Genomic DNA, 13091 nt, shown 5'->3' on the forward strand with positions numbered 1-13091 from the left:
GCACAGCACAATATCAACCCATCAGCTTATCTCAATGATATCTTGTGCAGACTGCCTTCACACCCCATCAACAGGCTTGAAGAACTATTGCCGCATCGCTGGAAAATCGATTAGTGGGTGTACTTGCCCAGAGGGATACGCATCAAAAGCAATACACCCATTGATGGTCATCGGTACTTTTGTGTATGAGTTTTTATCCATCCACCCCTACCAGGATGGAAACGGAAGATTATCAAGGCTGCTGACGAACTTATTGTTGCTGAATGCGGACTATAAATTTGTACAGTATGTGTCGCTGGAACACATCGTTGAGGGCAAAAAAACAGACTATTATCAGGCTTTGATGGAAGGTCAAAAAGACCGATACAGCGCAAGCGAAAGGATTGACCGCTGGTTATTGTTTTTTTTCGACTGCTTATTGGAGTTGATCAATAAATTAGAACGAAAAGTAGTTGATTTCAAGCAGCTTGGCGGCTACTTAAACGATCGGCAACGCGACGTTTTAACGTATATTCAAAACAATCAGCCGGTCAAAATAAGCGATATTTCAAAGCATTTGAGTCAATATTCGATCGCTTCACTCAGAAAGGATTTGCAATATTTAGTCAAAGAGCTGGCAATAGAAAAGTTGGGAGAAAGCAAAGGCACCATTTACATCATCAAACAGAAATGACCATAACAAAGTGCCCAAGCCGATAAAATTGGCTCAAAATTGGCTCAAATCGGCTCATACTGGCTCAAAAATGCAAATTACTGGCTCATACTGGCTCAAAATCCCTCCATCCCATCCTCCTCCAGCACCAATTCCGCGTCCTTCTCCCAAATATCCATCTCACAAAATTTATCAACCCACTGCGCCAATTCTACCAGAGAAAACCGTCTGCGATTTCCTTCACTCAAAGACAAACTGCGAACATTTTAATCGGCTATTTCCTGACCTACTGACCCAATCTGTGAATTATGTAACTTTTTGCAAAAAGCATGTAACAACCTTTTTTAGTAAACACTGTACTTTTAGGCAATTGCATCAATTAAATTCGGTTGTCAACTTCATGAAAAAATATTTTACGGAAGTAAGTCGCAGTGTAAAAAAGCCAAATGAATAGCCCACTTAATATACTACTTGCTGAAGACGATTTGGACGACCAGGTTTTCTTTGAAAAAGCACTATTCGAACTACCTATTTCCACTAGACTCACTACCGTCAGGGACGGCGAGCAACTCATGGAATACCTTAGTGCCAATTCGGGCAATGCCAACAGCACCGATATCCTTTTTTTGGATTTAAGTATGCCTTGCAAAACAGGGGTTGAATGCCTGGTTGAGATAAAAGAAAATGCAAAATTCAATAAGTTACAGGTGGTGATGTTTACCTGTTCATTTACCAGTTGCATTCATTTTGAACAGCACCTGATCAACACACTTGAAAGAATCGGTGCCGATGGTTTTATTCGAAAGCCCGAAAGTTTTAACCAACTGAAAAACCTTATTGAAACGACACTCAACAGAATAGTAGAAAAAAATATCATTCACCAGCAAAACAAGTAATGTTTTTACTAATTATTTAACGCATAAACTAATCTTGCAATAAGAAATGTGCGAAATCCAACTCAATAATGTACTGCTTGCCGAGGATGATGAAGATGATATACACCTTTTTAAAACTGTTTTAGCTGAATTGAACCACAATATCCCTGTTACAGTAGCAACAGACGGTAATTTGTTGATGGCTTTTTTAAACCAGGCAACCACTCTGCCCGAAATGATTTTTCTTGATTTGAACATGCCTTATAAAAACGGTTTCGAATGTCTGCGTGAAATCAGGGGCAATGAAAAATGGAACAGCATTAAAATTTTTGTACTGTCCACTTCAGCTCAACCGCAACATATAGAAAAGGCATATAAAGGCGGAGCGGACTTATACCTTTCCAAACCCACCAGCTACACCCAATTTAAAAACATGGTGGAAAAATGCCTGATCAACAATTGGGAAAGCTTAAAACAAGCGAGTTATTAAAATCAAATTTTTAAAACAGCAGCACTTGGAGTCAGCCATTTTTTTACAGCGCCTACGAAGCAAAACGGCAAACAGCCACCAGTTGATAGAGCAAAACAGTGCTTCACAATTATTGATTAGTGAGGAGGTCACTATTGTTCAGTATGCTTACTACCTTAAAAGTCTGTATGGCTTTGTACATGGTTTTGAAAAGATGGTGTTTCCAATATTAAAGCACAATCCATTGCTCCAACTGAATGAAAGAAGCAAATCACACTTTATCCAAGCTGACCTTGCCATGCTGAATCAAACTGCCGCACAGCCTTATGTTAGTGATGAACTATTCAGCACCCATTACCCAACAGCCGCTGCTGCATTTGGGGGCATGTATGTGCTGGAAGGTTCTACACTTGGCGGGCAAATCATCAGCAAACACCTGTCAAAAGTTTTGGGTACTGCAGTTACCGGAAAAACAACTTATCTAAGCGCTTATGCCAGTCAAACCAGCACCATGTGGAAAAGTTTTTTGCAATTGCTTTGTGAAGCAGCTGCAAGCAACAACAATGAAGACGAAATCATTGAAAGTGCTGTAAACACATTTGCGCTGTTGAATAATTGTTTATCAGACTATTCATATCAACTTGCCGAAAATGAAAATTAAAAACCTAGTGCCCGACCATGAAGTAACCTTAACCAATTGCGAAAGCGAACCAATCCATATACCCGGCAGCATACAGCCCCATGGTTTTTTAATTGCTGTAAAAATGGTCGATTATTCCATTGTTTTTGCAAGTAAAAATTGCGAAATCTATTTTCAGTTGCCCCTGAATGAAATATTGGGCAAAAACTTAAACCTGTTTTTTGATAAGGAAGAAATAAACACCTTTACGGCCCAATACAAATCTGACGGTAGTGAAATGGATCGCCCTTTTGTTTTTTCACTACATGGAAAACTCTATAGTACCTCTGCACATAAAAGCGCTGACACCGTTGTATTAGAGATGGAACCTTTTGCGGAGGAACATAGCTACTTGCCCGAACTGTACATACAAACCAAACGTTTTGCCTATCATACCGAAAGGTCGGATAACCTGAAGAATCTTTGCCAGGACATTGCCAATGAAACTAAATTGATCACCGGTTACGACCGGGTGATGATCTACCGTTTTGACAAAGATTTTAATGGCGAAGTGTATGCCGAGAGTAAACGTGAAGACTTGGAACCATTTTTTGGACTGCATTATCCCCATACCGATATACCCGTACAAGCACGCGAACTTTATTTACGCAATCACATCAGGATGATAACCGACGTAGGGTATGAGCCTGTACCTTTGTATGCATTGGAAGAAGAAGCTGGGGCAGCAATTACCTTAGACCTTAGTCTTTCTTTTTTGCGTTCAGTGTCGCCCATTCACATCCAATACCTAAAAAATATGGGTGTGGCCGCTTCATTCAGCATCTCATTGATTCACAATAAAAAATTGTGGGGGCTGATATCCTGTCATCACGACACCCCGAAATATGTTCCTTATCATGCCAGGCTTGTGGCACATTTGCAGGCCATTTTTCTCCAATCTCAAATTGAAGTGCGGCAAGTAGCTGATGAATTTGAGATCAGCAAAGAGACCAATAAAAGGCTGCAGGAGCTGAACGAGCATTTCACCAAAAAACAGAGCATCATCGGCAATGAAACAACATTTCAATTGTTAAAAAACCTTTTGCATGCAGACGGTCTTGCGATAATACATAAAGGCAATTTCTTTACTTCCGGCGTAGTTCCGGCAAAAGAAGAAATGCAGTTGATGGTAGAATGGCTTTTAAAAAACATAAAAAATAAAAATTTTAATACAACCAGGTTTGCTGATTATTATTTGCCAGCCAAAGCCATGAGCAATAGTGTGGCAGGAATTTGTTACCAGCAGCTTAGCATATCGCCGGGCAATGCGATACTGTGGATGCGGCGCGAGATACAAACAACCAAACTATGGGGAGGCGATCCCACTAAAGCCATGTTTTTGGACAACAAAAATAATTTGATTACACCCCGAAAATCATTTGCGGCCTGGAGTGAATCGGTAAAATACCAAAGCACTGAATGGCAAAGGCCCGAATTAAATGCTGCTGAAGCAATATCACTGGTTGTACAAAGACAATTGCACCTGACTGATTTAATAGCAGAAGAAGAAAAATACCGCAGCCTCAATGAAAAACTGCAAAAGTCCAATGATGAACTGGCCAATATGAACTGGATCAGCACCCATGATTTAAAAGAACCTTTACGAAAAATCCAGATGTATGCTTCCATTATTTTAGAAAAATACAGCAATGAAATTCCAGATATCGTAAGTTCAAATATTGTGCGTATGCAAACTTCTGCCGCCAAAATGCAGCGGCTTATTGAAGCCTTGGTTTCTTACTCCAGCCTAATGCATGACAGTGCAAGATTTGAGAAGGTGGATTTGAATGGTGTGATGAAAGAGGTGATCATGGATCTAAAAGAGGAACTTGAAGAGAATGGTGCAACGATTGATCTAAGCGATTTGCCTACTGTAAACGGGATTAACTTTCATCTGCACCAATTGTTTGTAAACATCATCAGCAATGCCATCAAATTTGCAAAGCAGGATGAACCCGTCATTATAAAAATAAGTTGCATAAAATTTACTACAGAACCTGTAACCATTGCCGGTGAACCGCCAAAACATTGGTTTAAACTTACTTTTGCTGACAATGGCATTGGTTTTAACAACACTTTCAAAAACGATATTTTCAAAGTGTTTAACCGACTGAACACCAACCAATACATGGGGTCCGGCATTGGACTTGCCATTAGCAAAAAAATTGTAGAGAATCACAACGGAACCATCACAGCCACAGGCGAATTGAACAAAGGGGCGCAGTTTGACATCTATCTCCCCGCAGGATAAAACTATTAAGGCCGAAAATATTTAACCGAACGGCTCAATCCATCCCATCCTCCTCCAGCACCAATTCCGCATCCTTCTCCCAAATCTCCATCTCACAAGGTTTACAATTGAACTTCAGCTTGTACTCCACCTCCCCGTGTTTCAGGGTAAGGGGTTCGGCCACTTTGGTGCCCATGGTTGCGCGTTGGTAGCGGGGGCATTTGCCCAGTTCGTACTTCACACAATATTTGGTCACCATCACCCGCGATTTGCCCGGGTCCCACTGCAATTCAAAGGCCTTTTCAATGTCGGTCACCCCGTGGCGATGGTAAAATGCCCGGGCCAGTTTATTCGATACGTTGTAGGTAAAATCCAGTTGTTGCACCGGATAAAGGTGATCTGTTTTGACGATCTGCTGCTCTTCCCGCTGGTAATCCCGGATGCGGATTTCCGCCAATTCCTCCAGAGCAGCACGGCGGATTTCATTCACCTTTGAGTTGGGCAAAAACCAGTTTTGCGAAAAATCTACTTCAATCTCATCGGCCATAAAAGGGGTATTCCCCGTTTTGCCGAGGTTCTTTTTGATGTTGTCGATCAGGCCCTCAGCGTTTTTGGCGAGCTCTTTGGGTGCGTCAAAGCTGGCTACATGCTCGTGGCCGTCCTCATCTACTACCCGCAGTGCAAAGCCCGTTTCCGTTTCGCTGAACTGCATTTTCACCCCAATTTTCCGCACCGCGCTGTTTTCATTCTCCAGCATGCGGTTGAACTCGGCGTCGTGGTTGCGGTAAATTTCTGTGCCCACGGGCAGAGGCTTCAAGGTATTGGGCACCACAATGTCGTTGACAATGATGTTGACCTGCACGCCATCGGCCACGCCCTGCTCGTTGAGGAAGTAGAGGCCGTCGCCGTTGTTCAGCAACTCGTAGTTTTCGATCAGGTAGCCATTCGCTTTTTGCTCCAGCAGCTTGCCGATGTACTGCCCTTTGGATTTGGGACTTTCCCAGGAGCCGATTTTACTGTGGCGCTGGTTGACAAAATAATCGGTATAACCCCGGTTGAAACTGCGATCCAGACCCGGTTCAAAATTGTAGAAGGTGCGGCCCGAAGAGGCTTTTTGATATTGCTCGGGATGGGCTTCCAGGAAGGCATCCAGTCTTTGGCGCAGGTAGGAGGTATTGTTTTTGACGTACACAATGTCTTTCAAGCGGCCTTCAATTTTGAAGGAGGAAATGCCCGCCTGAATCAAATTGGGCAACTCATCGCTCAAGTCCAAATCCTTGATCGACAACAAGTGGCTGCTTTCGATGAGGGTGTTGCCATTGCCGTCGATCAGTTGGTATGGCAGGCGGCAGTTTTGAGCACAGGAGCCGCGGTTGGCCGAACGTTCGCCGTTGGCAATGCTCATGTAGCAGTTGCCACTGAAGGAAACACACAGTGCGCCGGTCACAAAAAACTCCAGTTCTACATCCGAGGCTTCGTGGATTTCGCGGATTTGGTCCAGGTTCAGTTCCCGGGCCAGTACCACCCTTTTGATGCCCGCATCGGCCAGGAATTTCACGTGGCCTGCATCCCGATTGTTGGCCTGGGTGCTGGCGTGGATGGCGATGGGTGGCAGTTCCATTTCGAGGATGCCCATGTCCTGCACGATGATGGCATCCACGCCGATGTGGTACAATTCCCAGATGAGTTGCCGGCAAGGCTCCAGCTCATTTTCGTACAAAATGGTATTGAGGGTCACCAGCACCTTGGCTTTGAATAAGTGGGCGTACCTGACCATCTCGGCGATGTCCTCCAGGGAGTTGGTGGCATTGGTACGGGCACCAAACAAGGGTGCGCCAATGTACACGGCATCTGCGCCCGCGTTGACGGCGGCCATGCCTTGATATAAATTTTTGGCCGGAGCCAGGATTTCGATCTTTCTGCTCATTGGGTGCGCCTCGTTTCTTACTGCTATTTCGGATGAGGTGCAAAATTACAAAAATTAGTAAATGTTTGGTGGATCAACTTTGGTGGATTGTTTAGGAGAAGGGGGTAGATTTAGTCCAGCGGATGATTCATTCAAAGAAGAGTTCAAATGTCCCCAAAAATTTCCGGACTACGTTTGACGTGAATAACGGCCAAGATGCTTACTTTCAGTGCATCCTCTTTATAAATGACCACATAAGTTTTGCGAAATTGAGCACATCTATAGCCCTTCTCCTGAAGTTTGGGATGTCTACAAAAAGAGAAATGTTCAGATTTTTCATCCAAACTATTGCCATATTCGAGTAAAGTGTCGATGTAATCAGAGGCAACATCATCGCCAGCCTGATCTTCTAAATAATCGTAAATATCGCTTACCATTGCTAGTGCGTTGGCTGTCCACTCTACTTTCTTTCCCGCCATGATTTCATAAATTCAATCACTTGATCTGCGGGTACCACTGTTCCATCCTCAGCCTGTTTCTCAGCCGATTGTAGCATCTCTAAAAGGCTGTTGATTGCTACGGGCTCTCCAGGATGTGCCAGCGATTCGGAAATAGAAAAAGAAGATATTACACCAAGGCTTTGGAGCGATTTAATGATATCCATAAACGCTGCCTGATTTGACTCAGGAATTTGAACTTGATAGGTAACCATCTGAAAATATTTCTGTAAAAATAACCATTAATCTACATAATTTCAAGCGCTAAGATTAGCCTTTTTCGATATCTAACGAAGTGCTACTCACTCGTTCGCCCCGTGCCAGGTTCCGCCAGCCCCAAATCAGCAACACCAGCACACCCCAAAGCGTCACGAGCATCCCAATGTATTGCATCATGTTTTCATTGCCGTAGTCGCATAGGAAAACCACGTCGGTAAGGGCATGAAACAGGGCACAAACCAGAAGACTACCCCGCGAGCCATTAAACAACCAGGTAAACAACACCCCGCCCGCCACAATGCTAAAAAACCACCCAGCAGCTCCCGCCATATCCATCGAAGTGTAGCCTGGCCGATAGGCAAATAGCGGCAGGTGCCAGCCCGCCCAAAACACCGACAATAGCAGGGTGGCAGCCAAGGCGCTGTGTTTTTCCTGCAAACGAGGCAGTGCAAAACCCCGCCAGCCGACCTCTTCGCCGTAACCGAAAAAAATAAGGTTGTAAAGCAAGAAGCCCACGATGTTCAATTCCGGGAACTCTCCACTCCTACCCATTTTGGAAAAATCAGGGTAAGCGCCGTCCGAAAAACGAGCCATCAGGCCACCGAGCAAGGCGAAAACGAAAGGCAGGAAAATGGCAATCGCCGTCCAAACCAATGGCCTCCATTGGAAAAGACGCTTCCAGAGCAGTTGCAGCCCGGCTTTGCCCTCGAAAAGGGCGCTGCTGAGGAAGGCGGCCAACATGGGGCCAAGGCCACCAAACCCATGTTGATAGGGTAAAAAAGCCTTTGCCTCTACGCCAAAGAACGGCAGCCACAGCGGTGACCACAGCAGCCAGGAAATCGTGTAGGCGAGTAGGAAAAAGATGGGTAATGATCTCATTTTCATATTCAAATGGCTACATACCTAATGCTTTAAGGGCTTCATACACCAAAAATCCGGGCCAAAAAATGGCCTTTAATATCCCTAAAACGCCCATCCAGAAGCTTGTGGCGTGGGAAATGTAGTAGATAAGCGCGCCGACGAAGCCCATCCCATAAACCGGGTTGCCGGAGGCATGGCGTTGAATTTGTTCTTTCATGGTTTTGAGGAATTTGATGCCTCAAGTTGTTGGGGTTTGTTGTTGGGTTGAAAAAACTAAAATCAGTGGTGGGGGTGATTTTTTTGTGGTTGTACCTTGAGTGGAAGAATAGACGCAAACCAGTGAACGAATCAGTCCTTAGCTACACAAACTCCAAGCCCGAAAATTTGCTTAACTTCCAATTCGTTGTATGTTGAAACACAAAAAACTTTATGCACAAACACACCAAAAACAATCAAACAAAGCAGGACTTCAAACCCACAATCATCCTCGTCCTGACCTCCTTAAGCCTCGTATTCCTGCTATTATTCGCCTGGGGTGCTACGCAAAAAGCATTGATCATGCTTGCAGGCACTTCCACCTCTGGCCTCGTCACCGACCTAAAAGTTGCCCCCGCTGGATTCAAAAGTACCAGGTCCTATGCATTGGTTGTGGAATACAAAGATGCCACTGGTTCCACCAAAAGTTACGAATCCAATATTTACTCCTCCCCCGCGCTTTACAAGGTGGGCGAGCAAGTACCGTTGTGGTATTGGCAAGATCAGGTTTTGTTGAAGTCGATAAGGATGTGGACCAATACGATTTTGTCGGGTGTTTTTGGGCTCTTTTTTGTTTCGGTGGGGTATATGGTCAAAAGGGGTCAATTCAGTTGACCTTATTTTGCTGCTGTAGCTGTTTTAAAACCCCATCGGCGTGCTCCAGATGCCGGTATTCATGGGTTACAATGATGTCAAAGGCTGTTTCAAGCCGATATACGATAGTACTACTGGCGGGCGAGGAGATGATGGCACCTTTTTTCAATAAATCCTCCGAAGCTGCAATTTGCGCTTTCAACTCCTCCTGGTGCACTTTGAACCGATCCAGGATATCGCCAGCGATCTTGGAGGTCGAAGGCTCCCAAATGGGGAAGGTCTTGGTCTTCTTTTTTTGTCCGGGCTTCACCGCATTCAGTACTACCTTGCCAAAAAAGCGTACCAAAAATCCAAACTTCGCGGTACAGGGCAGTTGGTAGGTACCCGCTTTGAGCGCTACCAAAACCGGAAAATAAGTCTGGTTGATGACGATCAAATGCTCGATGTGTTGAGCGATGCTCCAGGCGTTTGGATTGGGTTTCCAATTCAGTTCTGCTTCAGTTAAATTCTTGAATTTGAGCAAAAATGCATTGCTTAACTGATCGATTTCTGCAAGCCAATTCATACTTGAGTTTTTTAGCTTCCAAATATGGTAACTTTACTCGTTTTCCCTGCAGCATAGGTAGACGAGCATTGAGTCGAGACACAAAATTAGTGGGGAGACAAGCTGAGTTCATTGTAAAACTACCCCAAATGCATATGCGTCACATCACATCAATTCCCAAACTGCTATAAAAACGCAGATGCCAAAAATAAGCACATTCGGAACAACAGGCAGTTTGAGTCGGAAATTAATCGCCCCCGCTACAATCATGGTCAGACCCAGGCATAAGGCTGCAATACCCGACAAAATGGGGTAAATATTCAGTAGTGAAGGCAAGATCAGGCCTACTGTACCCAAAAATTCCAGGAAGCCTGCAGCCTTGATTTGTTCCTGGCTGAGTTCCAATAAGCCTTTCATGCCCATGTCCAAAAGTTTTGCCTTGGGCAAAAACAGCTTGCTCAACCCTATAAAGGCAAAAAGTAGGGCAATTGCCCCTTTCAAAATCCAGATTGTTGTTTCCATACAGCAGAGTTTTGTTCAGGGGGTTAATCCCTTCTTTTTTATGCTATTTGTAAATCAGGTTTAGTTACGCGCTGATCTGAATGGGAAATAGTTTCTCCAAAGAAAATACTTTCTGCTTAACTGGAAGGGGTAAAAGAGATTTATTGATTTGTATATTCGGTTCAAATTCGCCCTCCGTCTTCAAAAAATCACCATATCCCCTCCCCTCCTTTCCATTTTCCAGCTTTTGCCTATCTTCCAAGCAAAATTTTGGACTAGCATGAAAAAACTCGTTATTGCCCTACTCGTTTTGGGTTCAACCACTTTGGGCATGGCCCAAAACAAACCCAAAGCCAATTATGACCTGGCCGCCCGTTTTTCCCAACCCAAGGTGGAAAAAATGGTCTTTTCTACCAGCGTAAGCCCGCACTGGCTCAAAGAATCCGAACGATTCTGGTACATGTACGAAACCAGTCAAGGCCGCAGCTACTACCTGGTGGATCCCGCCAAAAAGCTCAAAAAACTGCTGTTTGACAATGTAAAAATGGCCGCCGATATGTCCCGCCTTACTGGTGATCCTTTCGATGCCCAGCACCTCGACATCGTCAACCTCAAGTTCATCAACAAAGAAGCCGCCATTCGTTTTGAGGTAAAAAGTAAGCTGGCCGAAGAGGACGAAAAAAAGGACGATATGGAGGACGACATGAAGGAAAAAAAATCCGACGCGCCCCCCAAAAAAGTCAAGCGCACCTTTTACTTCGAATACGACCTCAACACCGGTGTGCTCAAACTCCTCGAAGACTACAAAAAGCCCAAGGACAAACCCACCTGGGCCAGCATTGCGCCCGATTCCTCCTACGTGGTTTTTTCCAAAAACTACAACCTCTACTGGATGGACAAGGCCAATTTCCTGAAGGCGGTGAAAAAGGAGAAGGACTCCACCATCGTGGAAACCCAGTTGACCACCGACGGCCAGGAGCATTATGGCTACCACAGTGGTATGTTTGGCCAAACCGATCTGGAGAAGGAAAAAAACAAAGGCAAACGCCAGGGGGCCAGCGTCCTGTTTTCTCCCGATTCCAAAAAGTTCGCGCTGGTGCGCAACGACAACCGCAAGGTCAAAGACCTCTGGGTGATCAACTCCATCGCCGAGCCACGCCCTACCCTCGAAACCTACAAATACCACATGCCCGGCGAAAAGGAAGCACCCCAGCAGGAAATTTGGATTGTAGATTTTCCTTCCAAGGCCCTGGTCAAGGTAGCCGCGGACACAACCATGAAAGACCATGATTTGAACCTCATGCGCGCACCACGCCTGGCCAAAAACCGCGATGACGACCACCAACCCAACTTGTGGCTCGCTCCTAACTCGGATCAACTGTACTTCAGCCGCACCAGCCGCGATCTCAAACATATTGATATCTGTGTGGCCGATACCAAAACTGGCGTGTCCAAAAACCTGATCGAAGAACGCCTGAACACCTACGTCGAAACCCGCCCACTGGGCCTCGTCAACAACGGTGAAGAATACATCCACTGGTCGGAACGCGATGGTTGGGCGCATTTTTACCTGCACGACAAAACGGGCAAGCTGAAAAACCAGATCACTTCCGGCCCTTACCACTGCGAAAGCATCGAAGGGATTGACAGCAAAAACCGGGTCTTGTACTTCCTGGCCAATGGTCGGGAGCCGGGTGAAGACCCTTATTTGACCCACTTGTACCGCGTCAATTTTGACGGGACGGGGCTAAAATTGCTGAGCAAAGGGGATTTCAACCACACCACTTCCAACAACGACGCGAACACCTATTTTGTCAACAATTATTCCCGGGTCAACACCACGCCAAAGTCGGAATTGCTGGACAATCTGGGCACCAAGCTGATGGACCTGGAAACGGCCGATTTGTCCCAACTTTTTGCCGCAGGCTACAAATTCCCGGAGCCCTTCGTGGTCAAAGCTGCCGACGGCATCACCGACCTGTATGGGGTGATGTACAAACCTTTTGATTTTGACTCCACGCTCCAATATCCCCTCCTCGAATACGTTTACCCTGGCCCACAAACCGAGGCAGTGAACAAAGCCTTTTCCGCAGGTATGGATCGCACCGATCGGCAGGCGCAACTGGGTTTCATCGTGATCACCATTGGCAACCGGGGTGGGCACCCCAGCCGCTCCAAGTGGTACCACAACTATGGCTACGGCAACCTGCGCGACTACGGCCTCGAAGACAAAAAAGTAGCCGCTGAACAACTGGCCGACCGCCACAAGTACATCGACATCGACAAAGTGGGCATCTTTGGACACTCCGGGGGTGGCTTTATGTCAACGGCCGCGATGTTGGTGTATCCCGATTTTTTCAAGGTTGCGGTTTCTTCCTCTGGCAACCACGAAAACAACATCTACAACCGCTGGTGGAGTGAAAAACACGATGGGGTCAAAGAAGTGAAAGACGCCAAAGGCAACATCACTTTTGAATACGACATCGACAAAAACACCGAACTGGCCAAAAACCTCAAGGGTAAACTGCTGATTTGTACGGGCGACATCGACAATAACGTGCATCCCGCCCTGACCATTCGGATGGCCAATGCCTTGATCAAAGCCAACAAACGCTTCGACTTCTTTGTGTTCCCTGGCCAACGGCACGGTTATGCGGATATGAATGAGTACTTTTTCTGGTTGCGGGCGGATTATTTTTGTAAACATTTGCTGGGGGATTATGAGGATAGTACGGATATTTTGCAGATGAATCGCGACAAAGCACAAACCAACAAACGCCCATGAGTAGTGATGAATGATAAATGATGA

The 13091-nt window shown here is 45.5% G+C and carries 15 protein-coding genes; 8 read left to right on the top strand and 7 right to left on the bottom strand.

Annotated elements, in window-relative coordinates:
• The first annotated feature begins 42 nt into the window (after positions 1-42).
• The 6 genes from SFV55_RS30295 to SFV55_RS24840 all read left to right on the top strand — a co-directional run bounded on the left by SFV55_RS30295 (position 43) and on the right by SFV55_RS24840 (position 4926).
• On the top strand, positions 43-114 hold the full coding sequence (locus tag SFV55_RS30295) for a hypothetical protein (RefSeq protein ID WP_413776740.1): 72 nt from the start codon (positions 43-45) through the stop codon (positions 112-114).
• A gap of 49 nt (positions 115-163) precedes the next feature.
• Complete coding sequence (locus SFV55_RS24820) at positions 164-673, top strand: Fic family protein (RefSeq protein WP_413776738.1); 510 nt, start codon at positions 164-166, stop codon at positions 671-673.
• Positions 674-1098: 425 nt separating this feature from the next.
• Complete coding sequence (locus SFV55_RS24825) at positions 1099-1548, top strand: response regulator (RefSeq protein WP_320032272.1); 450 nt, start codon at positions 1099-1101, stop codon at positions 1546-1548.
• 46 nt (positions 1549-1594) lie between these two features.
• Positions 1595-2017: a response regulator gene (locus SFV55_RS24830; RefSeq protein ID WP_320032273.1), complete on the top strand. Its 423-nt coding sequence runs from the start codon at positions 1595-1597 to the stop codon at positions 2015-2017.
• A 25-nt stretch (positions 2018-2042) separates the two neighbouring features.
• A complete protein-coding gene (locus SFV55_RS24835) occupies positions 2043-2657 on the top strand; it encodes a biliverdin-producing heme oxygenase (protein ID WP_320032274.1) in 615 nt (204 codons plus the stop codon).
• Positions 2647-4926, top strand: coding sequence for an ATP-binding protein (locus tag SFV55_RS24840; RefSeq protein ID WP_413776739.1), 2280 nt, complete (start codon positions 2647-2649; stop codon positions 4924-4926). Before SFV55_RS24835 ends, SFV55_RS24840 begins: the two co-directional genes overlap by 11 nt.
• Before the next feature lie 34 nt (positions 4927-4960).
• Here SFV55_RS24840 and SFV55_RS24845 read toward each other — a convergent pair whose 3' ends face one another.
• The 5 genes from SFV55_RS24845 to SFV55_RS24865 form a co-directional block, all read right to left on the bottom strand.
• Positions 4961-6832, bottom strand: coding sequence for a U32 family peptidase (locus SFV55_RS24845; protein WP_320032275.1), 1872 nt, complete (start codon positions 6830-6832; stop codon positions 4961-4963).
• A gap of 143 nt (positions 6833-6975) precedes the next feature.
• Entirely contained in the window at positions 6976-7290 is a 315-nt protein-coding gene (locus SFV55_RS24850) for a type II toxin-antitoxin system RelE/ParE family toxin (protein ID WP_320032276.1), read from the bottom strand.
• Positions 7272-7523, bottom strand: a complete 252-nt coding sequence (locus tag SFV55_RS24855) for a hypothetical protein (protein ID WP_013764528.1) — start codon at positions 7521-7523, stop codon at positions 7272-7274. Before SFV55_RS24855 ends, SFV55_RS24850 begins: the two co-directional genes overlap by 19 nt.
• Before the next feature lie 55 nt (positions 7524-7578).
• Positions 7579-8406, bottom strand: a complete 828-nt coding sequence (locus SFV55_RS24860) for a type II CAAX endopeptidase family protein (protein ID WP_320032277.1) — start codon at positions 8404-8406, stop codon at positions 7579-7581.
• 16 nt (positions 8407-8422) lie between these two features.
• Positions 8423-8605: a hypothetical protein gene (locus tag SFV55_RS24865; protein ID WP_320032278.1), complete on the bottom strand. Its 183-nt coding sequence runs from the start codon at positions 8603-8605 to the stop codon at positions 8423-8425.
• Positions 8606-8817: 212 nt separating this feature from the next.
• Between SFV55_RS24865 and SFV55_RS24870 the strand changes: the two genes are divergently transcribed.
• Positions 8818-9258 carry a DUF3592 domain-containing protein gene (locus SFV55_RS24870; RefSeq protein ID WP_320032279.1) on the top strand — a complete coding sequence of 147 codons (441 nt, stop codon included), beginning with the start codon at positions 8818-8820 and terminating at the stop codon, positions 9256-9258.
• On the opposite strand, the gene SFV55_RS24875 is transcribed toward SFV55_RS24870, so the two are convergent.
• Positions 9251-9802 carry a DinB family protein gene (locus tag SFV55_RS24875; RefSeq protein ID WP_320032280.1) on the bottom strand — a complete coding sequence of 184 codons (552 nt, stop codon included), beginning with the start codon at positions 9800-9802 and terminating at the stop codon, positions 9251-9253. The two genes, SFV55_RS24870 and SFV55_RS24875, sit on opposite strands and share 8 nt — an antisense overlap.
• A 144-nt stretch (positions 9803-9946) precedes the next feature.
• Positions 9947-10303, bottom strand: a complete 357-nt coding sequence (locus SFV55_RS24880) for a DoxX family protein (RefSeq protein ID WP_320032281.1) — start codon at positions 10301-10303, stop codon at positions 9947-9949.
• 259 nt (positions 10304-10562) lie between these two features.
• Here SFV55_RS24880 and SFV55_RS24885 point away from each other — a divergent pair, with 259 nt between their 5' ends.
• Positions 10563-13067, top strand: coding sequence for a S9 family peptidase (locus SFV55_RS24885; RefSeq protein ID WP_320032282.1), 2505 nt, complete (start codon positions 10563-10565; stop codon positions 13065-13067).
• Positions 13068-13091: the final 24 nt, after the last annotated feature.

The sequence above is a fragment of the Haliscomenobacter sp. genome, from assembly GCF_033763495.1.
Lineage (GTDB): Bacteria > Bacteroidota > Bacteroidia > Chitinophagales > Saprospiraceae > Haliscomenobacter.

Coding starts and splice junctions, on each gene's coding strand:
- SFV55_RS24820 (WP_413776738.1), top strand. CDS start 164: ATGGTCATCGGTACTTTTGTGTATGAGTTTTTATCCATCCACCCCTAC.
- SFV55_RS24865 (WP_320032278.1), bottom strand. CDS start 8,605: ATGAAAGAACAAATTCAACGCCATGCCTCCGGCAACCCGGTTTATGGG.
- SFV55_RS24860 (WP_320032277.1), bottom strand. CDS start 8,406: ATGAGATCATTACCCATCTTTTTCCTACTCGCCTACACGATTTCCTGG.
- SFV55_RS24880 (WP_320032281.1), bottom strand. CDS start 10,303: ATGGAAACAACAATCTGGATTTTGAAAGGGGCAATTGCCCTACTTTTT.
- SFV55_RS24850 (WP_320032276.1), bottom strand. CDS start 7,290: ATGGCGGGAAAGAAAGTAGAGTGGACAGCCAACGCACTAGCAATGGTA.
- SFV55_RS24875 (WP_320032280.1), bottom strand. CDS start 9,802: ATGAATTGGCTTGCAGAAATCGATCAGTTAAGCAATGCATTTTTGCTC.
- SFV55_RS24855 (WP_013764528.1), bottom strand. CDS start 7,523: ATGGTTACCTATCAAGTTCAAATTCCTGAGTCAAATCAGGCAGCGTTT.
- SFV55_RS24870 (WP_320032279.1), top strand. CDS start 8,818: ATGCACAAACACACCAAAAACAATCAAACAAAGCAGGACTTCAAACCC.
- SFV55_RS24885 (WP_320032282.1), top strand. CDS start 10,563: ATGAAAAAACTCGTTATTGCCCTACTCGTTTTGGGTTCAACCACTTTG.
- SFV55_RS24845 (WP_320032275.1), bottom strand. CDS start 6,832: ATGAGCAGAAAGATCGAAATCCTGGCTCCGGCCAAAAATTTATATCAA.
- SFV55_RS24840 (WP_413776739.1), top strand. CDS start 2,647: ATGAAAATTAAAAACCTAGTGCCCGACCATGAAGTAACCTTAACCAAT.
- SFV55_RS24830 (WP_320032273.1), top strand. CDS start 1,595: ATGTGCGAAATCCAACTCAATAATGTACTGCTTGCCGAGGATGATGAA.
- SFV55_RS24825 (WP_320032272.1), top strand. CDS start 1,099: ATGAATAGCCCACTTAATATACTACTTGCTGAAGACGATTTGGACGAC.